This is a genomic window from Moraxella nonliquefaciens (genome assembly GCF_001679005.1).
Classification (GTDB): domain Bacteria; phylum Pseudomonadota; class Gammaproteobacteria; order Pseudomonadales; family Moraxellaceae; genus Moraxella; species Moraxella nonliquefaciens.
In genome coordinates this window covers 1-21,876 of the sequence record NZ_LXTW01000015.1, presented here as the reverse complement: position 1 = coordinate 21,876, position 21,876 = coordinate 1, and the positions used below count along the sequence as shown (strand labels likewise).

Sequence of the window (21,876 nt, the reverse complement as noted above, 5' to 3'; positions counted from 1 at the left end):
AAGCTTCATTTTGGGTTCCTAGGTGGTTATTTTGTGGGGTTTGGTTGGTTTGGTTTAGTTTAGGTTGATGATAAGAACTGTGGGGGGTTTTTTGGGTGGTTGGTTGTTCTCGTTTGTGATATCGTCTTGGGCGGATACCGCCTGCTGATGATTCTGCTCTTGGGTGATGATTGGATTTGTACTACTACCATAGCGTAAACCCTGATAATATTTTGATACCTTGATGATGTATTGGCGAGTTTCGGTAAATGGGGGTACACCCCCATATTTGGCAACATTACCCTCCCCTGCATTATAGGCAGCCAGTGCCAGATGAACTTGTCCTTGATATTTACTCATCAGATAGGCGAAATGGCGTGTGCCAACTGTGATATTCTCTTTTGGGTTCAAAAGATTATAATTGCTATATTGGGCGGCAGTTGTTGGCAGTACCTGCATTAGACCCAATGCACCTTTTGGCGAGCGAGCATTTGCTTGGTAGTTGGATTCTGCCTTAATAATGGCTTTGATGAGTAAGGGATTAACACCATATTGATGAGCTGTTTGGTGTAGATGGGCATCCAACGAATTATTTTGCTTGGTTTTTAGTGTTTGGTGGGACGAAGGTACCAAACCAGTAGAGTCGTCACTTGTCATAGACTGACTACTAGTAGAGTTGGTAAAATCAATCACTTGGGGATTGGCGTAAGTGGGTGCTGTACTGATTGATATTATAACCAACAAAATATAATATCTCATAATAAAAAATCTCATTAGAATAAGTAAATTACTCATTATTCATACACACAAACACCAAAGGCTCAATATATTCAAGGTAGCGTTCTACATAATGATAGCGAAAGATGGCGTTTGCTTTCCAAGAACTTAACAAATCAATATCCCCAAACTCATCAAAAGACGGTATTATAAAATGGCATTGAAAAACAATATCTTTTGAATTTAATTTTTTAGTATTTTTCTTAGATAACACTACTTGAAAGCTTGCTTTATAAAGTTTTGGTATTTGTACAACTATGCACCATTCATAGTCATTGCTGGATTTGCACGGTCTAGTAAAAACATAAACTTTCTTTTTGCTTTTTTGTTCATTAAAATGCCAAGTAGGGCAGTATCTATGAAATAACTCTACAATAAATTCTTGCGTAAAATAAGCACGATGATAAGGATCTTTTGCCAACTGGGCAGGAAAGCCAAAATAAACTTTCATAGCATTTTCTGTCCACTCCCAATGAATAGGGTTGGATTGAAAGTCATCTTGCCAGTAGGTTGGATAGACAATCAAAGAATACAAACTCCATCTGTAATCGCTAAGGTCTATACTATCAAAATCAATAAATTCTTCCCGCTTTAATCGTTCATCACAAAAATCTATAAAACTACCATAATCTTTTAATAAATTATAATAATTAGCAAGATAATTACTGTTAATATCATCCACCATCCACTCCAGAGTTTTTTGATAGAATTCTGATGAAATATATATTTTTTTTCATAATAGAATTGGTATATATCCACCTACCAAGTTCTTTTATTAAATATTTGTCTGGTATCTCACAATAAATATCTTCATACAAATATCTATTCTGTACATACTCAAAAATCTCAATGACACTCAAATTACTTTGGTCTGACTCTGCAAATTTAATATGAGTGGTTGGTGTATCTTTTTTGTTAAAGTTTGATATTTCAAATTTCATATTCACTCCTAATTAAACCAACTTTTAAAATTTATATAAAATTCATTTATCATAAATCACAGCCATAATCTTATCTTGCATATAGTCTATGTAGCGATTGATATGGCAGTTTAGAAAAATGTATCTATAACATTGTAAGTTTAAACTTTCTCTTGTTTTTGGTAATGTCTGCATATTTCCATACAAAAACAACAGATGCTCCTGATAAACAACATCTTTTGGACTTATCGGTTTAGTTTGAGAATTTTTCTAATAAAAAAACAAGTACCCCAAGTTATATCCGAATTAAGCATCAATGCCCACTGATAATCATAATCAATTTTTTTTGTAAAAACCTTAAATTTTTTACCACTCAATTCTTCCTGATAGTCAAAATCATCCACAAATAAAGAACACAGATCTATCTGCAACTCTGCACTGTATAGCAAACTATTATGCCAACCATTTGTTTTTTGTGCATCTGTATTTTTTATTTTTTCAATAATATTATTATAAATTATTATATTTTTATCAGATAAGAAATGACCGACAAAGTTGCTTTTAATCATCCTATTTATCACAACATCAGAATAATCCAAAAGAAACTCCTGCATTTCCTCAAAAATAGAAATATTTTTATTTTGTAGGTACTTATACAATTCATCAATTCTCACATCATAGTGAAAAATATAATTTCCATTATATTTTTCACTATGAGACAAAAAAAACTGGATCATATAAATTAAAATAATCATCTCTATCAATGATTGGGTTATATTTTCTATTTTCATTACAGATAATTTTTTTATGCATCTTATCATAATTATGTGATAGAATACTTAAAATTTCTTCTGAAATATAAGGTTTTCCTATTTTTTCTTTAAAAAACAAAATATAACCATAAAATCCTTCAAATCCCATTATAAAATCATTTTCCATCCAAGATATTTTTTTATAATAAACTCGTTATCTATTAACTCTAAAAAGTTAATAAACTTATCTTGATACATCCAAAAAATACCATTATATTTGTAATCGCTATTAACAATTTTTTGGTACTCTTTATTAGACCATGCATCTAAGCGTATAGGTACATTCATTTAAACCACCCTCTTATCCAGTATCGCCATACCAGCAAAATATGCGATTGCCACAATTAGCGCAAGAACCAAAATCAAGCCTACTATATCAAGTCCACTCCACCCTTCTTGCTGTGCTGTTCTTTTAACATCATCAACTGCTTCTTGCAATTTTCTCTTTTCCGTTGGAGATAAAACAGGTTCCTTAACATCATCGGTTAATTCTTTTTTCTATTGTTGGGTCTTGCTTTCTTATCAGCCTTGTAAAAAATCAACCCACTAAACACGGGACCTTGACTGGATATATCTGAAAGCATAGTGATATTATATATGTTTTCACCAAGCGTGATAATTTTGGGCATTTGTGCTGTAAAATGTTGAATTGTGTTATAATTACCACCTTTCCAACACTGCCCCGTATTTTTCTTTGTTGTATCCAAATATGATTCTACCTGCTTAACTCCTCTGTTGTATTTGGTAATGTCCACTTGTTTTTACCAACTGGCTGGCTTTAATTCCCATACAATCCTATCATTTTTATGATAAATATCAGGTCTTAGTATACCAAAAGTACCATTATAACTGTCATTGGCTCCATAGCCCACTGTTGGTGAATTTCTTACAATCTGTGTTAGTTCATAATGAACTAATATCCCCAATATCGCCCTTTCTAAGTAAGGAGCTTGACTGTACCAATCCTCATAAATCTCAGGTGCCAATCCCCACAAATCCACATATTCATGCAGTCTGTTATGGGCAAATGCGTATAGGTCATCGCCTGCTGTCAGTCCTAGCGGATCTGGGGTTAGGTATTGATTTCTGTTGGGATCAAAATATCTGTGGATGTTATAGTGTAATTTTGTATTGGTTTGAACCTCGCAGATTGACAGTAATGTCTTGTCTTGTGATGTTGGCATAGCCGTTGTCGGTTAAGTTGGCTTGCCAGACGATGTTTTGTTTATCATCGGTGGTTGGCATTGACACTTTTAAAAAAACCTTTATCCAATCATTTATCGGATATTTATTTATCTCTCACTGATGCCTCTAATATACCATCAAAGACCAAAGGTTCAATATAATTAATATACCTTTCTACATAGTGGTAGCGAAATATAACGTTATACTTCCAAGCACTTAATAAATCATCGTTCAAAAAATAATCAAAAAGTGGTATTACAAACTGACATTGAAATTCAATATCTTTTGGATTTAATTTTTTATTATTTTTATGAGATAAAACCACTTGAAAGGTTGCTCTATATAATCTTGGCATTTGTACTACAATACACCATTCCAGATCATTTATTTGTATACATGGTCTAGCAAAAATATAGACTTTCTTTTTACTTTTTTGTTCACTATATATCCAAGTAGGGCAATATTTAGCAAAGAGTTCTGTAATAAATTCTTGAGTAAAATAGGCACGATGATAAGGGTCTTTTGCAGCTTGAACAGGAAATCCACAAATTTTTGTAATGTCATTTGTCCATTGCCAATGAATTGGATTGGATTTAAAGTCATCTTGCCAATACCGTGGATAAACGATTAAAGAGTACAATGCCCATACATAATTACCAAGTCCAACATTATCAAAATCAACAAAATCAGACATCTTCAATCTGTCATCACAAAAATCTATAAAACTATTATAATATTTTAATAAATTATAGTAGTTGGCAAGGTAATTACTATTAAGGTCATCCACCATCCATTCAAGATTTTTTTGATAAAATGCTGATGAACTATATATTTTTTTCATAATAGAATTGGTATATATCCATATACCAAGCTCTTTTATTGAATATTTGTCTGGAATCTCATAACAAGGTTTTTCATCCAAGTATTTACTTTTTACACCTTCGAGTATATCAAAAATACCTATATTTTCTCCATAATTATCTACATGGGAACTAGACATAGTATTTCTTTGTAAATCTGATAATGCAAATCTCATGAAAACCTCTATTTAAACCAACTTTTAAATTTATCATACATCTTATCAAGCAAGCCTTTTTGTTGCTTTTCGCCTTCTTTTTCAGCAGTGGCTGCATTAGCAGTTGTACCAAGTACAGCACTCAAAGCAGTCAAGATGGCTACGCCAGACCTAAGAGCCCAAGCAAGAGATGAAATTGCTGCTGCTATTGCTGCACCAACCCCGCCAAAATAAGCGATTGCGACAACAGCGGCAATAATCAAAACTGCTATCCCAATTTTAGCAACTGGGCTAAGGTTGGTCAAGCCATCCTGAATATCATTTATTATTTGTCTTAGTTTTGATGACTCTGGTGCTTTTACCAATTCTTCAGCAACTTGCTCTTTTGGTTTTTTGCTACTATCTTCTTTGATGTCTTTAATAGCATAAAATATTAAGCCACTTGGTTCATCCAGCTGCCTTTTTCCAATATGTGCTTTTGGCACAAAATCATTAATAAAAGAAACCTGCTTTTTCCTCCCTTGCCATAAAAACTCTTGGGGTGCAATACTGATCATTGTATTGCAGCCTGCACTCCAAGTGCCTCGTTTGGCATTATCAATATAACCTTGTAGTTGATTTTTTGCAGATTGATATTTTTTCTGGTCATGCAAATAACTAATAGGCTTTAACTCCCAAACACTGCCAACAAATGATTTTTTAGCTTTTTCATTTAACAGGTTTAGCGGTGTGACATGATAGGCATCTGGCAGTAATCCACCCAAACCAGTAGGCCAAGTACTTCCAAGACCTGCAATTAATCTAGCATCTTGACCTCCCCAAGAACCGAATGGAGACTTGCTCCTTATGTGCATGGCAAATATACTATGTACTTTCGTACCAAGCAAAGCATATTCATTTTCAGGCGCCAACCCCCACAAATCCACATATTCGTGCGGTCTATTATGAGCAAATGCGTATAGGTCATCACCAACTGTAATGCCTAGTGGGTCAGGTGTTAAGTATTGGTTACGCTGTGGGTCAAAATATCTGTGGATATTATAATGTCAATTACCACTTTAATCTAAGCATCATATATCACAGCCATAACCTTATCTTGCATATAATCTATGTAACGGTTGATGTAATATCCTACATAATAGAACCGCTGAACTTGCAAGGCAAATGGATGTTTCATGGCATCATAATTAAATTGCAAATATCCATGCAAAAATAAATAATGCTCTTGATAAATCACATCTTTTAGTTTAACAGGTTTATCTTGACTGATTCTTATAACGACCAGCAAGATAGAACATTTCTCCCAAAGCTGAATCGCCCCTCCCGCTGAAAACAACATAACTGCCCACTGATAACTCTCATCAATTGGCTTGGTAAATACCTTAAAAACCTTATCACTAAGCTTTGCTTGATAGCTAAATCCCTTCAAGTACGCCATACCAAGTTTGATGTACTCCGTCGGAGAGTAGCTTAGGTAGTTTATAGCAAACCAAGGCTGATTCATATCGTGTTTACTATATGAGCCGCCATTTAATGTCTCTAAAATCTTTGGCATATTATGACCACCCAAAACATCCATGTCTTTGGATATATGCTTATACCAAACTACCTCATCTTCCCATAATGGCAATATTTGATTTTCAAGTTCGCACTTGAATGCCTCCCACTCCTCAAATAAATTACCCTCTCCGCTTTCAATATCCTTTGCCAATTTATCAACACGCATATCATAAAAGATTAAGTTATGCTCTTCTCTCATTGCAGAAGAATAAAGCCCGATATCGACAGGGTCATAGATACATTGATAATCCTCTCTAGAAATGGTATCTTTGACATCTATGGCAATGTCTGTATTGCAATAATTTAACATAGGGTCATTAGAAATGCGATTTAAGCAAATATCATTAATCCAAGGTTTGTCTATGTATTTTTGAAAATGAGCTTCTCTGTAGTAAAAATTAGAGAAACCTGATTTTATATCCTTCTCCACCCAATCAATCTTTTGACGCATAAATTCATTGTCAATAGATTTAAACCATGAATAAAATCTACCATGATGATTCCAAAGCACCCCAGTTCTTTTATATTCGTTCAGCGTAGATATCAATTCCTTACTCATATTTCCCTTTGAATCAGAAGGGGAATAGCCATAAAAAATACCCACCATCATTTAAACCATCCTTTAACCCATTCGGTTGCTTGATTGAATTTTGTTTTTGCATAGGAAGTCAGTGACTCTTTACTAAAATCAACCCCAATCGCTTTTCCTAATGCCTCTAATATGCCAACTTTTTTATGATTTCCATTTTCATCTACAATACCATCTTTTGCAAGTGCAGATATAGAAGTAAATAGCAGAATAATTGCAGCAGATGCAGAGCCTAGTGCTAAAATTAATTTAGCTAGTAATATAGCCAAAATAATAGCAAGCAAGATAAGTGCTCCTTGGATCACTAAGTCACCTAAACTTTCACCTTTCATAGACTCCTTTATACGCTCAACAATTCCATCCAAATGACTTTTATCGGCAGGTGCTATTTTGGGCTCTGTAGCTTCTTGGGGTCTCTCATCGTAATTTAAAATACCAACCTTTGTGGCTTTATAAAATACTAAGCCGCTATAAATGTCTTTTTGAGCATCAATAGGCTTATCAGCATGAGTAGTAATTTTATAGATATTTCCACCCAAGGTAATATGTTTATTTAATACATTTAAATAAGTGCTGATATCGGCGTATTTACCACCAGACCAACATCCACGATTGCGAGCTTTGGCAATACTAATGTATTTATTCACTTGGCTTATACCTTGTTTTCTTTTTATGTCATCTTGCTGATAAGAAATTGGTTTCAACTCCCACAGCGTTCCTTGAAAGGGCTTACCTGAAGTTTCAAGGTTGCGATTTGTTGTGTCCACATAATAAGCATCAGGTCTTAGGTTACCAAAAGTTGAATTTCGTGAATTATCGCCACCCCAATCTATTAGTAGGGTTGCATTTACTAGTTCTGCTAGATTTCTATGAACCATCATGCCTATAATCGCCCTCTCCAAAAAAGGCATTTTCTTATACAAATCCTCATAAATCTCAGGTGCCAATCCCCACAAATCCACATATTCATGCGGTCTGTTATGGGCAAATGCGTATAGGTCATCGCCTGCTGTCAGTCCTAGCGGATCTGGGGTTAGGTATTGATTTCTGTTGGGATCAAAATATCTATGGATATTATAATGTAAGATGCTTTCTTTGTCATAGTATTGGTTTGAGCCTCATAGGTTTAGGGTAATCTCTTGTTTGCTGATGTTGGCATAGCCGTTGTCTGTTAAGTTGGCTTGCCAGACGATATTTTGCTTATCATCAGTTGCTACCATTACCGCTCCACGATGGTCGGTAGTTAGGTAATATGGGGTTTTGTTATTAAATTGAATGACAGGTCGTACACCCAAATGCAGGTATTCGGTATATTGCCATTGCTGATGATTATCTTGATGCACTTCTGCCAATAAAATACCATTGTCATACAGATAGTAAGTAGTATGGGTAGGCTGACCGTTCTGATAGCTGACCTTTTTGTAACGCTCTCCTGTATATAGATAGGCATAACTTGTGATAGGTTCGCCATTTTTAAAAAATTTAACCAATCTGCCTTGACTGTCATACTCATAGCGATGATCATTTTGAGCGACAAGCTGACCTAAGGCATCATACTCATCATTTGGTGTTGTGCTTTGAGCAAGGTAAGTAGCTGGTGTGTTAGATTCAATTTTATTTGATTTTTCATTATCTGCCAAAGCATTTATATCATTGGCATAATGATAATCGATGGTATGACCATTATCATAAGAAATAGATTGACTATAAGCCAAATTTTGACTGCCCACCATTGTGGGCAACCCCATTTTATCATAGGAGTGCACTTGTTTAATACCATTACCAAAAACAAAACTTTGCTCATAAGTTTTATTGTCTTTAATGAGTTGATTAAACTTGTCAATCAATGGCTTTTTTATGATTAGACCATTTTTGTAAATTTGTCTTAATTTCCCGTCAATATCATAGTCGTACCCCAATCTCATACCGCTTGGGTAAGTAATCTCACTTAATTTTCCATTATCATCATAATGGTATAATACATTAAATGGATGACCGTCTAAAATATAAGATTTTTTGATTATTTGATTGTTATCACCATACTCAAATAAAAGATGATAATCTTTGTGAGTAGCGGCTGTCAGTTTGCCATCACTCCACTGCAAATCTGTATCACCATCATCGTCTGTTATTTGGATAATATCGCCAAAACCATCTCTGATAAATTTGATAATTTGTCCATTTTGATTGGTGATTATGTTCAAATTTCCAAGCATATCCCAATCATAGCTCGTCTTTGCTGTGATTGGACTGTTTTCCTCACTGACTTTACCAAAGTCATCAAAATACACACTAGTACTTTCCCCTTTATTATCAATCAATGTTTGGGTAGGAAAATCATTAAGCCAGTTGTCAAGAACATGCCATTTACTCAAAAAATTATTATAAGCAGTCTTTCTTGGCAACTCTTGAACTAAATTACCAAATGCTTCAACGGATAATAATTCATCTTTTTGGGTGATTTCTATGTGATTACCAGACTTTTTATCAATTAACCTAGCCGACACCAAACCATTCTCAACATCTCTGACAAATTCAATCTTAGTGGATTTGTCATCAGACAAGCCAATCAATGCCCCTGATTTATCATAGTGATAAACCAAAGTCTGACCGCCATCGTCTGTGATTTTAGTAGGTTTACCAAGAGCATTGTACTTAATGTGGCGTACTTTGCCTGCTTCATCACTTTTGATGATATTGCCTTTTGTATCGTATTGGTATTGATAAATCAAATTACCCAAATCAGTAAATATAGCAACTCTCCCAAGCTCATCGTATTGTATGCTTTGTGATAAGTGCTTGGGATAATAAATGGCAATTAACTGCCCTTTATCATCATAGTGATAGCGTATTTTGTCTTTTTCTCCTGCCAAAGCACCATCAAAAGCGATAAGTTTACTTTTGCCATTGATAATCTTATACTCATAGCGATAATCTCTTACAATCTTGTAAATACCAGTACTACTATTACGATAACCCATCTCTTTGATATAGGTAGGTTGTCCATATTGATTATAAGTGATGGACAGCGTATGTTCTTTATTGGGAGCGGTACTTGGTCTGATAATCTGACTTGGCAATCTGCCATCACCGACATATTGGCGTTTTTGTTGCCACTGTTTTGGTGTGTCTTTTGATTGTACCTCTATTAAAGTTAAGCGAGATTGATTGTCATAAGTATAAAAATAAGTCGTATCACCAATGATTCTCTTCGCTACATTGCCCTGCTCATCTGTCTTTTGCATAGATAAACCATCACAAGATTGACAGTTCTCATATTGTTTATCTATCAGCTCATAAAACCCACCCGTAATGGTAAAGATATATTTGACAACCTCCCCCAAGCCATTGATGGTTGTGGTAGTATAGTGCTTAGTGCCATTTTCATAGGCAATATCTTGTTTACTTGTTGGTGCTTTTGGGTCATAAGTAATGGTTAAGGATTTTTTCTTATTAGGTAGCTCCTCGTAGTCCACTCTGCCCTTATCATCATATCGCCAGTTACCCAAAATTTGAGTTTCATCATCAGATATAAGTGTCTTTTTAGTAATGCTATGTGGAAATTCTTTGTTATCATAATGATAGTTAAACGCATTACCCTCACTATCTGTGTAGCCAATCAGATTATGTTTATCATCTTGGTAATAAGTATGGGTAGTATCATTTAATCTAAGGATTACTTTTTTGTTTTGATAATTAAAAATAAGTTTTTGACCTAAACTATCCACCACTTGTGCAATTTTGTGGTTTTTATCATAGATAACTTGAATATAATCACTATTTGGTTCACGATGATTGGCAACAATTTTAGAAAGCTTACCCAAAGTTTCTTTGGCAGTCATATAGCGACTGTCAATAATAAAGGTAAATCTTTGACCACTGGGGCGATACCATTGCCACTCTACCAAGCCACCTTTTGATATTTTAACAAAATAACCATATTCTGGATTATTGCTAATATAGCGGTCAGTTTTATAGCCATCTTTTGTATCAGTAGCCAAATGAAAATGAAATTGGGTGCCATCTGGCTGGATAAGACTTAGGGTGTTGCCCCTATCCAAAAGCTGTGGTTCATAAAGAGTACGCCAGCCATAGCCTAACATACCCTTATGACTGCTCATACTATTATAGTATCGTGTAAATTCAAGTCCAATCTGTCCATTGATGTTTTGTGGGTAGATGTCAGTTTCGGTTAAGTGCTTATTGCCTGATAATAGATTGACAGGATAGCTTGAATGATACTGATTTGAAAGCGTTCCCTGATAGTCTACATTGGCATAGCACACGTCGCTACTTTTACCAGTACTGTTAAAAATATTAGAATGAAATGGGCAGGTATTGGCGTAGGCTTTGGGTGTTGATGACATACAGACAATAACAGCCCACACCAAAAAACCAAACATCAATACTTTTAATGTTGCCATTTTATTGCTTTTACTCATCATTTAGCCACAACCACCCACAAAATCCGAAACCAACTCAACGCCACCGCCATCACCACCAAGCTTATATGCCCCTACTCCAATCACACCCAGTGCCACCAAGATGGCGAGCCAGTCTTTTTTGCTTTTTGCTGTGCCAATAGAGCCTGCACCCCCATTCTCCTCTTTGCTTAAAATATCAATAATCTCATCAACGCTCATATTTTCATAGCCCTCTGGTAGCTTAATACCCGACACATCAGGCAGCTTAATTCCTGTGGACAATGGCATATCGCCTTTTGGTGGCACATAGGATTTTGTTTGCAAGCCATTTTCTACCGCAGGACTTAGCATTTGAGCAGAAACATCTACCGTAATAGGAATACGGTCAGAAGCCAATAACTTTAAATCAAACTTTTCTTGCGAACCACGCACAAATGAGGCAATAGAGACAAACATATCTTTTGCCAAGGGGATTTTTGGCTTATAACCATAAGTGATTCTTAGCTTTAAAACATTTGCCTGACTAATGCTGATGTTTGGGTCGCTGCATTTATAATTTTGAATGTCGTTATGCTTGTTGGGAATGACTTTATTTGTGGTATTTAAAATTTTTTGCAATTGGACATTATTACACGCATTAAATGTCGCCTCATTTGGGCTGATAATCTCAATTTTCATAAAACGAGCTTCATCAAATTTGAGTTTTTCAAGTGCCAATTTACCCTGTGCGGTAGCGGTTAGAGGATTGGTTGTATCCGCTTTGAAACTCTTTAAGTTCGTTGATAGTAGTGGCAATAAGCCTTTTAATAACCCATCTTCAATCGCTTGGGGGTCAGCGTGATTGATTGCCCCTGCTCGTGCTGCCTCATAGGAGGCATAAGTGATATTAGTCCTGGCATTATACATAAGTGCATATTGTATCCCAATCATTCCCAACAATATCACAAGCGGTGTTACCACCAATATCTCTGTAACTGATGCGCCTTTTTGTTTTTGCAAATCTATTTTATAGAACATTAGAGCACTCCTTTTATAAGTAAAATACAGCACCAACAAGCGATTCATCTATGGGCAGTGTCTGAGTAGAAAACTCTAAAATCTCATAAGTATCACGATGTGCCACAAAAATCCGATTGGGTAGCAATTCGTTAACCACTTGTATGATTCTGCCTTGTTTATCAAGGCAAATCAGACGAATAGAAAATTGCATTGCAAAAGTATGCACAGAATTACAAGGCGTAATGAGCAAAGCAGTATTGGCATTTAGGCATTTTTTACCCAGCAGCCCTTTTAGCCTACGCCAAAAATTATCTGCACGCTTAATATCAATATCACCAATCACAGTTGCCACCATTTTCTTGCCCACCACCTTAACCAAAAGCCTCTTTCATCATCACATATACAGGAAAACCTATCACAATAAAGGTGCAAGGAAAAATAAATGCCACCAATGGAAACAAAAGTTTAACAGGAGCCTCCATCGCTAATTTTTCCGCCTTTAAGAAACGCTCTATCCGTCTTTGTTCGGCTTGGGCTCTTAAAATAGGCCCTAGATTCATACCCATCTTTTCTGCTTGAACAATGGAGGAGGTAAGACTTTTGATGGATAAGTCATCAATGCGTTCTCCCATCTTACGAATTGCCTCACTGCGACTAATACCTGTCTTAATATCTCGTAGTACTTTTTCAAATTCTGCCTTAACCGCCCCATTAGGTCCTTTTTGTACCGCTTGCCTAATCGCACCATTTAGATTAAGCCCAGATTCTATGCTCAAAGTAATCATATCAAGAAAAAATGGGATATTTTTGGCAATATGAGCATTTCTTGTCTGTTTGGTTTGCTTTAACCAAAGGTCTGGATAAATAAAACCAAGTAGCATTGCAAGCAAACCAAATACACTTGACTGACCTGCAACCCACAACAACAATAAAAACACAAACCCGAGCACCACCGCACCCAAAATCTTACTGGCGATAATATGTTCGGGTTTAAACTGATATTCCACCCCAGCAAAGATAATTGCCTTTTCATATTTATCAATCATCGCTTTATTTAGCCAAGGCGTGATATAAAATGCAACGACGTTAATAGGCAATTTTAATAAACGATAAAATAATGGTGGTTTATCCAAATAATTAGTATCATCATCTGGTACACGGACAATGGCATATATTATATACCAAATCACAAACGCCAAAATGATAAACAAAAACCCAATCAATACATAAATTATCAAATCCATCAAATTATCCTAACATTCAAAAATGACTAGCTTTTCATATTTAAAATAATATAAAAAACCCAGATGCCCTAAACATCAATATTGACAATTTTACGAATAAATATAATACCCAAAATCTCAAAAATAATGATGACCGCCAATGCCATATACCCTGCTTTTGTCGTCCAAAGCTGGCTCATTGCGGCAGGCTCCATTTTGCTTAACACCAAGATAAGCGCCACAGGCATCAGCCCAACCACCCACGCTTGCATTTTGCCTTGGGCAGTCAATACTTTGATTTTGCCCTCTGCTTGCTCAATACTTCTAAGGGTTTGAGCAATGTTTTTTAGAGCATCAGACAGCTCGCCACCTGTCTGTATGGAGGTTCTAATGGTAGATACAGTCAAGATAACAGAATTGTAGGGCATTCTTGTGGCGAAGTTCTGCAAAGACTCATCAATACTAACCCCAAGTTTTTGCTCTCGCACCACAAGACCAATCTCATCAGACAATGGTTTTGGAAATTCATCACTAATCAAAGCAAATGCTCCCACCAAGCTATTACCCGACTTTAATGAACCTGCCATCAAATCAATGGCATCTGGCAACTGTTTTTCAAATAATTCAAGACGGCGTATTTTAATTTTATTAATGATAAAAAAAGGTAAATAAATCAAGATAGCCATCATTAGCAGAATAAGCAAAAAATTAATTTGCAATACAACAATAATAATCAATAAAGATAATGCAAAAAGTGCATATATAATGATAAATTTCTTATAACCACCTTTGATATGAACATCATCAAATGCTTGTAGGGCTTTTTCTAATTTTCCTCCGTTTGCTAATTTTTGATGATTTACGCCAGAATTTGTAATAATCAAATAAATAATAAAAAATAGTAGCGACAATACAATCACCAACACGCCATAAATCGCCATATCACCACCCAATTTATTAAAATTTCCCAATTAAATAAGTTATTGATTACTAAAATAATCGGTTCTAAGGTTAATACCACTATCCATCAAATCTTGATAAAAACTTGGGATAGCATCTTGTGCTGTAAAATAACCCTTAATACGAGCATCGCTATCATAGCCTGTCTTTTTATAAACAAATAAATCTTGTAGCTGAATGGTTCCACCTTCTATGCCAGACACTTCTGTGATATAAGTGATTTTGCGTGAGCCACAATTAAATCTAGTCTGCTGTACAATAATATCAATAGCTGACACAATCTGCTCTCTAATGGCAGTCAGTGGCAAATCCATACCAGCCATCAATATCATTGTTTCAAGACGAGACAAAGCATCTCTTGGAGTGTTGGCGTGCAAAGTGGTCAACGAACCCTCGTGTCCCGTATTCATTGCTTGGAGCATATCTAATGCCTCAGACCCACGACACTCTCCTACCACAATTCTATCAGGCCTCATTCTAAGTGAGTTTTTGACCAAATCTCGAATACTAACAAGACCTTTACCCTCAGCGTTGCTCGGTCTGGACTCCAAAGAAATCAAATGGTCGTGATTTAGCTTTAATTCGGCCGCATCTTCAATGGTAATCACTCGCTCGCCATTAGGAATAAAATTAGATAAAACATTTAAAAGTGTTGTTTTGCCTGAGCCTGTACCACCAGAGATAATGACATTCTTTTTATACTTAACACAAATTTGTAAAAAATCCGCCATACTCTCGGACAGACTACCAAACTCTACCAACTCAGACACCCCCAAGCGTTTCTCTGGAAACTTACGAATGGTAATGGTGGGTCCTTTGATGGCTAAGGGTGGGATAATAGCATTAACACGAGAGCCATCTTTTAGGCGAGCATCTACCATTGGCGAGGATTCATCAATTCTTCTACCAATCGGTGAGACAATTCTCTCAATCACATCAAGAACTGCTTGGTCGCTACTAAATATTAAAGGACTTTTTTGAATCTTGCCATACTGCTCTACATAAATTTCTTTGGAGGAGTTTACCATAATCTCAGAAACACTCTTATCAGACAACAGCCCCTCCAATGGTCCAAGCCCTACTGCCTCATGCAGAACCAACATTTTGATTCTGTCCACCTTGTTTTTATCAATCATTAAATCGCTTTTAATGATGTGATTTAGACACGCCAAAGTCTCTTGATATAGTTCATCGTCCGACATTTTGGAGACATCAGTTCTTTTGAGATCCATTTGAGCAATCAGTTTTTGATGCAACTCTTTCATCAGTTTTAGTTCATCCGCACGATATATCTCATTAGATTGTGTCTTTGTGTTATTGTTTGTCGTTTGAGAAACTTGCGAATGCTGATAGCTGGCAGAATGTATTTTATTTTGATAATGTTCAATATCATCAATACTTTCATTTATATTATCGCTTATATTCTCACTATTTTGGGCATCTTTATTATCATCAAATTCAATCTTAATAACATTAAAAATATATTTACCAATTTCTATAACATCTCCCTCTTTTAAAGGGCCATAAATATCAATGCTTTTACCATTAACCACCGTGCCGTTAGCACCTCTATCCACATCCTCAATTACATAGCCTGCTGGCAGTCTTTTAATGGTGGCGTGATGTTGTGCCATTAGCCAGCCTTTTAAAACAAAATCACAGCTTGACGATTTACCAATCTTAATTTCACTAAGACCATCAAAAGATTGGGTAATGTCTTCATCTTTAATTATTGATTGTATCGTAATCATTAATATTTCCAAAAATAATTAAGGTGCTGTTATTGGTGTATCAAATTCAATTCTGTTTTCCAAGCTATTAAAAAAATCAATGGGCAACAATTGATTATTTGCATTGCTTTTTTGAATGATATCATCGGCACGCAAAATAGTTTCTTGCATAGGGCTTTCACTATAAATAATGGGTGTTACGATAAACAAAAGTTCGGTTTGTTTATCGGTTATCGCCTTATTTCTAAATAGACCACCAAGTAAAGGTACTTTGCTGACACCGGGCACATTGGCGTGAGCCGTAGAATTTTGTAGTGAATTAAGACCGCTTAATATAATGGTTTGAGCATTTTGCAAGCTAAATTCTGTTTGGGTTCTTCTGGTTAATAAGCCAGGCACGCCATCTATCACCACAGAAGTATCCACCTCACTAACCTCTGCCGAGATATTAGCAACAATACTGCCATCGGCTTGTATGACAGGCTTGACATCAAGACTAATGCCATACTCTTTAAAATCCACCGAAGGCGTTCCTGTGGCAGAGGCAGCATTATAAGGCATTTGTCCACCTGATAAGAACTTAGCACTACCGCCATTTTTGCAAGACAAGACAGGATGAGCAATCAGGCGTGCCAACCCTTGCGACTCCATCAAATTGACACGACTGGCAATGGATGAAATCAGTCCAGCATAAGAGGCAAATGGAGCAATCTTAGTACCACTAGGAGCACCCTCTAAGCCATTAACATATCCTGAACTTTTCTTAAACTCCCCTGCAATGGCAATACCTGGACCATTTACCTGCGTGTCCCATTGAATCCCCAAGTTGTCCATACTACTCCTAGACACTTCCAATATCTTGACATCAAAATATATCATTCTTTGGTCAGTAACATCTGGCTCTAATGTTTTAGCAGAAGTCAGGTTGGTTACATAATTAAATCCAGACAAAAACGCATCAATTTTTGCTTTACTTACTACATCTAAATCATCGCCCTCTACAACAATTTTATCACCCAGTATTCTTACCGAAGTATTAGGGTAAGCATTCATAAAGTTTTCAATATCATACTTCATCTTAATTAGATTGGCAGGATAAACGTGGGTATTGATGGTTTGCAATGAATTTTTCCGCCAAACCTTAATGGTGGTATCGCCAGATTTCATTCCTGTGATCAAAATACCTTTATTATCTATGCCAACAGCACTTAAAATTTCATCACTACCGACCGCCACTTTGCTAATGCTAGAATCTGAAATAAACTCAGATTGACCCACATACAAAGTCATTGGCTGATGCCGAATATCAGCCATACCAATTTGAGCATACATTACCAACAAATAAACGGCAATGATTTTGGGTTTAAAAATAAATCTCATAAATATACCTATCACCAATGGTTTTATTTATCTATCTTATTACCATAAATTACGGTAATTCCAGTATTTTTCTCTGTTTTAACTGGCTCATCACTTAATTTTGGCACCTCTTGCAATTGCTTAATCTCCTCTTCATAGTTATCAGCAATCACATTATGATTTTGATTGATGTTAGTTCCTGCCATTCTTAGACTAAGCTCCTCTTGCAATGTTTCTAAACTAATGATTTTATCTGTATAGCTTACATCATCTGGATTTCTAAGCACTGCCGAGATTCTACCTAAGTCTAATGCCGTGGTAACACGAGAGACATCATCAATACTCAAATCCAAGGTAATATTGGCGTATCTATCCAAAGATTGTCCGCTTACCATATAGTTGGTACTGACATTATCACCTGTGGCGATTACTCTTACATTTTGAAGTAAGGGGGCTGCGACGACCATACCACCCTTATCATAAGACAATAATAAATCAATACGGTCATTGGGTTTTAGCATTGATGAGATGGAACTTTGGTCATCAACAGGAATGGTTAATGCTCTTCTACCGGGTAATAATTTACTCGCCAACTGCCTTCTTTCATCCGTATCCACCATTTGCCAAGTTAAAATATCGCCTCGTTTCATATTAGCAATCAGTAAAGCCCCACTAATCGCATTAGCATCATTTGGCGTAATGGCATTAGATTGTGCCAAATCGGCAGGAATATCACTTCTAACTGCAAACTGCTGACTGTCAAATGGATCTATAATACTCCCACTTGTCAAATCACCATTGGCAACCACATAACTTACCGTCTCTACCTGTAATGAAGATGATATTTTCCTATCAATCACCACTTTAAGTAGTAACGCACAAATAAGCGCTAGTACCACTGCAACTACTAAGGCAAGGATATTTTTGTTAATTTTTTTCATTCACTAGACTCTTTCGACTTACTTATTTGAACCATTTGTCTTATCTGTTTTAACATCAACCATATCCAAATTGCTGATTGTTTGAGTATAGTTATTATGTCTGGCTTGAAACGCTTCCAAAAATAACTGCCAAACCGACCTTTCATCAAACTTAACACCAAACAATATGGTCAACACCACCACCGTTGCCAAAAGATATTCGCTGGTGATATCGCCAATCTGAGACTTTTTATGAATACCCTTCATCATCTTGATTCCATAATCAACATAAAATATCCATCATCTGCCCAATCAGATAGTTTAATAGTGATGATTTTTTTAGTTGGTGCTTTTGACAATACATACTCATCAAAACCCACAATCTTTTTATGGCTTACAGATTTTCTTAAAATATCACTTTTTAACCTCAAATAATCAGACCTAGAATAGCCATTGAAAGTCAAAGTTCTTGATATAATACCAGAATCTTCTGTTTGTAAATCAAGAGTTACTTTTGACTTATCAATATTAATAGGTAGCGTAAGATACTGGCGTTGGGCATTGCCAGAACAAGTTAAGTAACCTGTCATTATACCTCTATTGATATTATCAATGGTCAGTGTACCAACACTGTTTGCATCATAAATGCCAATATTGTTTGCAGAAAGTTTATGTGATATACCTTGTTTTGTTAAATAATCAAACAAACAAGCCGTATCACAACGGCTCTCAAAGGTATAATAGTCCAAAGATGTACCATTCATAATGGCATTATCAAATAATGGACTGACATAAAAATCTTTATGGGTTGAAATTTTATGGCAAATATGTGCAAATGAATTTATAGAATACAGCATTGTGGCAAGCAATATCATCGCAGGTAATATTTTCATTTTTTATAATCTGCCAATCTGTCTTGTGGTAGTGTAGATTCACTGATGGATACATCTTTAAGCTTATACTCTCTTAATATTGGTATTAAATTTAATGCAGAAATCACCGTATTATTGAGAATACGGTATGATTTTCTTTGTATTTCATTATTATAAGGAACGATTGTCTCTTTGATTTCCCCCATTCTTTGTCTTATTTCTTCGCCATCACGAGCGGTTAAAGATTGATTATCTATATATAGGCTATTTTTGATGGTTATTGATGAAGGAATTTCTGGCAATACATCAAGATTTTCCAAAGGCACATTAATGATTACTTCTCCCGCCTTATCTGATAATGGCAATTTATACTGATTTTTTAATATACCATCTCCTTTTGGAATGTCAGATTTTGGCACATACGCTACATTGACTGTATCTTTTTGATAGATTTGTTCATAGTTCTTACCTGTGCCTAGCTTTACCCCTGTATTCTCAATCTTATGCCCACTCACTACCAAAGCCGTTTCGCCAAAATAACGGTCACTAATCTCTTGGGTTAGCTGATTATTATCTGTATTGCCTTCACGCACACGCCAAGTGGCATAATCCAATGCCTGAATGCTCATTATGTTGACATTGGCAATCTTGGCAACAATCGGAATCCCAATCAAAAACGCCACAAGCACACCAATACTAGCAACAAACTCAACAATGGATTGTCCGTTTTGGTCAGACAATCTTTTTGGCAATATGAAAGACACATTCATCATTGAAAGGCTACTCTTAACGCATCTTTTGTGCTACTATTTACCAAACGAACATTCCAATAGGGGTTAAATAGACTTGCTTTTTCAATACGACCATTATTTAGGTAACTATCGTTACTGTTTCTATCTTTTAGTGGTCTTTCAAAATAAACTTCTGCGGTAGAAAAAGCAGTAATTTTACTGGATGTCTTGATATCCACTTTGTCGCCAACCTGAAAGTTTGAGATGCCAGAAGTTGTATCCAAATTATTGTTTGATTTAAAAATAGATATGGTAAATTGACGAGATGGCGAATCACCCAATAATTCATCTTTGTGCAAGTCCCAGTACTCTGGCACACCATATTCACCCATCATACTGCGATTACGACTATCCCAAGATGGCCTAGTATGATTAGCTTGGCGACTAGCCCTACCATTAATACTTGATGCACCGCTATACCCCATACGGTTATTGACATCACTATCACCGCTTTTGCTTGCTACGGCACTACCATAGCCAATAGGATATTCATAGTTTCGTAAACGCAAGCGTCGCCATCTTTGTATATGCAATGAAAAAGTATCAACACCCTTCCATTGATTCATATCATCGCTAAGTTCAGTTCCACCACGCCTTTCTAATTTAACTCTTGGAAAAGGTATAATTATGAATGACTGGTTTCTACTAGGTCTACGACTTCTTGTAAAATCATCTCGGGCATTTAATAAAACTTCTCTCATTCTTAATCTGCCCTGATAAGGGTCTTTACTTGCTCCTGAATATCTTGAAATAAACTGTCTGGTTGGATAAGTTTTACCAAGATTGGAGTCAAACCTAGCACCAATTGATGAGTTTTTTAGAACTAACTTATGTTCGTTTTCTAGGGTTGCCAAATAAATGTTATTTAGCAACTGCTGATGCTTGGATATTAAAGCAGTTGAAGTAGCATTGGCAGTTACCAACACCCCTTGTGATTCCGAAACCATCTGCACCGCCTGAGAGGCCTGCGTAATGCCTTGATGAATTTGAGCACCAACATAAGGAATCATATTGATAATTCTGGCATTATCAGGCATAGGCTCAAAATGTTCAGCCCAACTTGCCACGCTAACCGCCTGTGCGATGGCAAGCTGATTGGTAATCTTTGCCTTATTCATATAAGCATTAGCGTTTAAAAGTTGGGCTTGTTTTGTTGCTGTATTAAAGGCAGCGTGGTCAGCCAAAACCTTGGCTTTGGCTCGCTCGGCTAGCAGTTGTGAGGTATTAAATAAATACACCAATGTGATTGCCAATATTAGGGTAAAGGCAAGTACAGCAAGCAATGCTTGACCCTTTTGCGAAACCATACTTGCCATACTCCCACCCTTCTAATTAATAAAATCACTCTTTATTGCTAGCAAAATCTGCCATACCTTTATCTTTACTGGCTTGCTCAGAAGATTTTTTGGCAGCTTCACCAGCAGCTTTATTCATTGAAGAACCATCTGTCCCTGCCACTTCTTGGGCTGCGGCAGCCACTTGACTGCGAGCGGTCTGACCAAAATAACGAAACGCGCCAATGGCAGCCACAGCAATAAGTGCCACGATGATGATGTACTCGGTCATACCTTGACCGCGTTGCTTACGAAAGCTCAGTAGATTCATAACAAATCCTCAAAGTTTAAAGTGAGATATTCAAGCTGTCTTAGTTAAGGGCAAAACTGTTACAAAGTACAAATAAATATAAGTTCTTTTTTAATCAGCAAAAAGACCAGCTCTTAAAATTATTGTAGCATTATAGGGGGGGGGGGGGAGCAATAT

The 21,876-nt window shown here is 36.1% G+C and carries 24 protein-coding genes and 1 pseudogene; all 25 read right to left on the bottom strand.

All coding sequences use genetic code 11. The features are described 5' to 3' along the window. Positions 1-54: 54 nt before the first annotated feature. The 25 genes and pseudogenes from A7456_RS06235 to A7456_RS06115 all read right to left on the bottom strand — a co-directional run bounded on the left by A7456_RS06235 (position 55) and on the right by A7456_RS06115 (position 21,720). A complete protein-coding gene (locus A7456_RS06235; RefSeq protein ID WP_158512498.1) occupies positions 55-636 on the bottom strand; it encodes a lytic transglycosylase domain-containing protein in 582 nt (193 codons plus the stop codon). A 130-nt stretch (positions 637-766) separates the two neighbouring features. After that, entirely contained in the window at positions 767-1,438 is a 672-nt protein-coding gene (locus A7456_RS06230) for a hypothetical protein (protein WP_145916088.1), read from the bottom strand. Beyond that, positions 1,431-1,697, bottom strand: coding sequence for a hypothetical protein (locus A7456_RS06225; RefSeq protein ID WP_067008734.1), 267 nt, complete (start codon positions 1,695-1,697; stop codon positions 1,431-1,433). Before A7456_RS06225 ends, A7456_RS06230 begins: the two co-directional genes overlap by 8 nt. A 224-nt stretch (positions 1,698-1,921) precedes the next feature. Further along, complete coding sequence (locus A7456_RS06220) at positions 1,922-2,398, bottom strand: hypothetical protein (protein WP_145916087.1); 477 nt, start codon at positions 2,396-2,398, stop codon at positions 1,922-1,924. Further along, positions 2,388-2,597, bottom strand: coding sequence for a hypothetical protein (locus A7456_RS06215; protein ID WP_067008729.1), 210 nt, complete (start codon positions 2,595-2,597; stop codon positions 2,388-2,390). The genes A7456_RS06220 and A7456_RS06215 overlap by 11 nt, the downstream gene beginning before the upstream one ends. Before the next feature lie 179 nt (positions 2,598-2,776). Next, complete coding sequence (locus A7456_RS11405) at positions 2,777-2,926, bottom strand: hypothetical protein (protein WP_158512497.1); 150 nt, start codon at positions 2,924-2,926, stop codon at positions 2,777-2,779. Between the two features lie 323 nt (positions 2,927-3,249). Beyond that, on the bottom strand, positions 3,250-3,672 hold the full coding sequence (locus tag A7456_RS06200) for an RHS repeat-associated core domain-containing protein (RefSeq protein WP_067008721.1): 423 nt from the start codon (positions 3,670-3,672) through the stop codon (positions 3,250-3,252). Positions 3,673-3,776: 104 nt separating this feature from the next. Continuing rightward, a complete protein-coding gene (locus A7456_RS06195; protein WP_067008718.1) occupies positions 3,777-4,709 on the bottom strand; it encodes a hypothetical protein in 933 nt (310 codons plus the stop codon). An 8-nt stretch (positions 4,710-4,717) separates the two neighbouring features. Beyond that, positions 4,718-5,599 carry a hypothetical protein gene (locus A7456_RS06190; RefSeq protein ID WP_145916085.1) on the bottom strand — a complete coding sequence of 294 codons (882 nt, stop codon included), beginning with the start codon at positions 5,597-5,599 and terminating at the stop codon, positions 4,718-4,720. A gap of 152 nt (positions 5,600-5,751) precedes the next feature. Further along, positions 5,752-6,858: a hypothetical protein gene (locus tag A7456_RS06185; protein ID WP_067008712.1), complete on the bottom strand. Its 1,107-nt coding sequence runs from the start codon at positions 6,856-6,858 to the stop codon at positions 5,752-5,754. Then, positions 6,855-7,793: a hypothetical protein gene (locus A7456_RS06180; protein WP_265091427.1), complete on the bottom strand. Its 939-nt coding sequence runs from the start codon at positions 7,791-7,793 to the stop codon at positions 6,855-6,857. Before A7456_RS06180 ends, A7456_RS06185 begins: the two co-directional genes overlap by 4 nt. Beyond that, positions 7,794-7,937: pseudogene (locus A7456_RS12040) on the bottom strand (RHS repeat-associated core domain-containing protein); the annotation flags it as partial. Between the two features lie 18 nt (positions 7,938-7,955). Next, the gene (locus A7456_RS06175; RefSeq protein WP_158512496.1) at positions 7,956-11,261 is read right to left on the bottom strand and encodes a DUF6531 domain-containing protein; all 3,306 of its coding nucleotides are present in this window, start codon (positions 11,259-11,261) and stop codon (positions 7,956-7,958) included. Positions 11,262-11,282: 21 nt separating this feature from the next. Further along, a complete protein-coding gene (locus tag A7456_RS06170; RefSeq protein WP_067008705.1) occupies positions 11,283-12,278 on the bottom strand; it encodes a TadE/TadG family type IV pilus assembly protein in 996 nt (331 codons plus the stop codon). Between the two features lie 13 nt (positions 12,279-12,291). After that, entirely contained in the window at positions 12,292-12,627 is a 336-nt protein-coding gene (locus tag A7456_RS06165; protein ID WP_145916084.1) for a DUF192 domain-containing protein, read from the bottom strand. Positions 12,628-12,631: 4 nt separating this feature from the next. Next, positions 12,632-13,504, bottom strand: coding sequence for a type II secretion system F family protein (locus A7456_RS06160; RefSeq protein WP_145916083.1), 873 nt, complete (start codon positions 13,502-13,504; stop codon positions 12,632-12,634). Between the two features lie 68 nt (positions 13,505-13,572). Beyond that, positions 13,573-14,424 (bottom strand): type II secretion system F family protein, encoded by an 852-nt coding sequence (locus tag A7456_RS06155; RefSeq protein ID WP_082995477.1) that lies wholly within the window; start codon positions 14,422-14,424, stop codon positions 13,573-13,575. A 39-nt stretch (positions 14,425-14,463) separates the two neighbouring features. Further along, entirely contained in the window at positions 14,464-16,194 is a 1,731-nt protein-coding gene (locus A7456_RS06150) for an ATPase, T2SS/T4P/T4SS family (RefSeq protein WP_067008696.1), read from the bottom strand. A gap of 18 nt (positions 16,195-16,212) precedes the next feature. Beyond that, positions 16,213-17,553 (bottom strand): type II and III secretion system protein family protein, encoded by a 1,341-nt coding sequence (locus A7456_RS06145; RefSeq protein ID WP_067008693.1) that lies wholly within the window; start codon positions 17,551-17,553, stop codon positions 16,213-16,215. Positions 17,554-17,576: 23 nt separating this feature from the next. Then, positions 17,577-18,473 (bottom strand): Flp pilus assembly protein CpaB, encoded by an 897-nt coding sequence (gene cpaB / locus A7456_RS06140; RefSeq protein ID WP_067008691.1) that lies wholly within the window; start codon positions 18,471-18,473, stop codon positions 17,577-17,579. Between the two features lie 18 nt (positions 18,474-18,491). Then, the gene (locus A7456_RS06135) at positions 18,492-18,722 is read right to left on the bottom strand and encodes a hypothetical protein (RefSeq protein WP_067008688.1); all 231 of its coding nucleotides are present in this window, start codon (positions 18,720-18,722) and stop codon (positions 18,492-18,494) included. Next, the gene (locus tag A7456_RS06130) at positions 18,719-19,345 is read right to left on the bottom strand and encodes a hypothetical protein (RefSeq protein WP_067008685.1); all 627 of its coding nucleotides are present in this window, start codon (positions 19,343-19,345) and stop codon (positions 18,719-18,721) included. Before A7456_RS06130 ends, A7456_RS06135 begins: the two co-directional genes overlap by 4 nt. Then, complete coding sequence (locus A7456_RS06125; RefSeq protein ID WP_158512494.1) at positions 19,342-20,097, bottom strand: hypothetical protein; 756 nt, start codon at positions 20,095-20,097, stop codon at positions 19,342-19,344. The genes A7456_RS06130 and A7456_RS06125 overlap by 4 nt, the downstream gene beginning before the upstream one ends. Further along, entirely contained in the window at positions 20,094-21,431 is a 1,338-nt protein-coding gene (locus A7456_RS06120) for a hypothetical protein (RefSeq protein WP_067008680.1), read from the bottom strand. Before A7456_RS06120 ends, A7456_RS06125 begins: the two co-directional genes overlap by 4 nt. A 25-nt stretch (positions 21,432-21,456) precedes the next feature. Then, entirely contained in the window at positions 21,457-21,720 is a 264-nt protein-coding gene (locus A7456_RS06115; RefSeq protein WP_067008674.1) for a Flp family type IVb pilin, read from the bottom strand. Between the last annotated feature and the right edge of the window lie 156 nt (positions 21,721-21,876).

Excerpts from the sequence above, each read along its gene's own strand:
- A7456_RS06135 (WP_067008688.1), bottom strand. The coding sequence starts at position 18,722 with ATGATGAAGGGTATTCATAAAAAGTCTCAGATTGGCGATATCACCAGC.
- A7456_RS06150 (WP_067008696.1), bottom strand. The coding sequence starts at position 16,194 with ATGATTACGATACAATCAATAATTAAAGATGAAGACATTACCCAATCT.
- A7456_RS06145 (WP_067008693.1), bottom strand. The coding sequence starts at position 17,553 with ATGAGATTTATTTTTAAACCCAAAATCATTGCCGTTTATTTGTTGGTA.
- A7456_RS06155 (WP_082995477.1), bottom strand. The coding sequence starts at position 14,424 with ATGGCGATTTATGGCGTGTTGGTGATTGTATTGTCGCTACTATTTTTT.
- A7456_RS06125 (WP_158512494.1), bottom strand. The coding sequence starts at position 20,097 with ATGATGAATGTGTCTTTCATATTGCCAAAAAGATTGTCTGACCAAAAC.
- A7456_RS06185 (WP_067008712.1), bottom strand. The coding sequence starts at position 6,858 with ATGATGGTGGGTATTTTTTATGGCTATTCCCCTTCTGATTCAAAGGGA.
- A7456_RS06120 (WP_067008680.1), bottom strand. The coding sequence starts at position 21,431 with ATGGCAAGTATGGTTTCGCAAAAGGGTCAAGCATTGCTTGCTGTACTT.
- A7456_RS06160 (WP_145916083.1), bottom strand. The coding sequence starts at position 13,504 with ATGGATTTGATAATTTATGTATTGATTGGGTTTTTGTTTATCATTTTG.
- A7456_RS06215 (WP_067008729.1), bottom strand. The coding sequence starts at position 2,597 with ATGGGATTTGAAGGATTTTATGGTTATATTTTGTTTTTTAAAGAAAAA.
- A7456_RS06195 (WP_067008718.1), bottom strand. The coding sequence starts at position 4,709 with ATGAGATTTGCATTATCAGATTTACAAAGAAATACTATGTCTAGTTCC.
- A7456_RS06200 (WP_067008721.1), bottom strand. The coding sequence starts at position 3,672 with ATGCCAACATCACAAGACAAGACATTACTGTCAATCTGCGAGGTTCAA.
- A7456_RS06225 (WP_067008734.1), bottom strand. The coding sequence starts at position 1,697 with ATGAAATTTGAAATATCAAACTTTAACAAAAAAGATACACCAACCACT.
- A7456_RS06115 (WP_067008674.1), bottom strand. The coding sequence starts at position 21,720 with ATGAATCTACTGAGCTTTCGTAAGCAACGCGGTCAAGGTATGACCGAG.
- cpaB (WP_067008691.1), bottom strand. The coding sequence starts at position 18,473 with ATGAAAAAAATTAACAAAAATATCCTTGCCTTAGTAGTTGCAGTGGTA.
- A7456_RS06130 (WP_067008685.1), bottom strand. The coding sequence starts at position 19,345 with ATGAAAATATTACCTGCGATGATATTGCTTGCCACAATGCTGTATTCT.
- A7456_RS06175 (WP_158512496.1), bottom strand. The coding sequence starts at position 11,261 with ATGGCAACATTAAAAGTATTGATGTTTGGTTTTTTGGTGTGGGCTGTT.
- A7456_RS06235 (WP_158512498.1), bottom strand. The coding sequence starts at position 636 with ATGACAAGTGACGACTCTACTGGTTTGGTACCTTCGTCCCACCAAACA.
- A7456_RS06170 (WP_067008705.1), bottom strand. The coding sequence starts at position 12,278 with ATGTTCTATAAAATAGATTTGCAAAAACAAAAAGGCGCATCAGTTACA.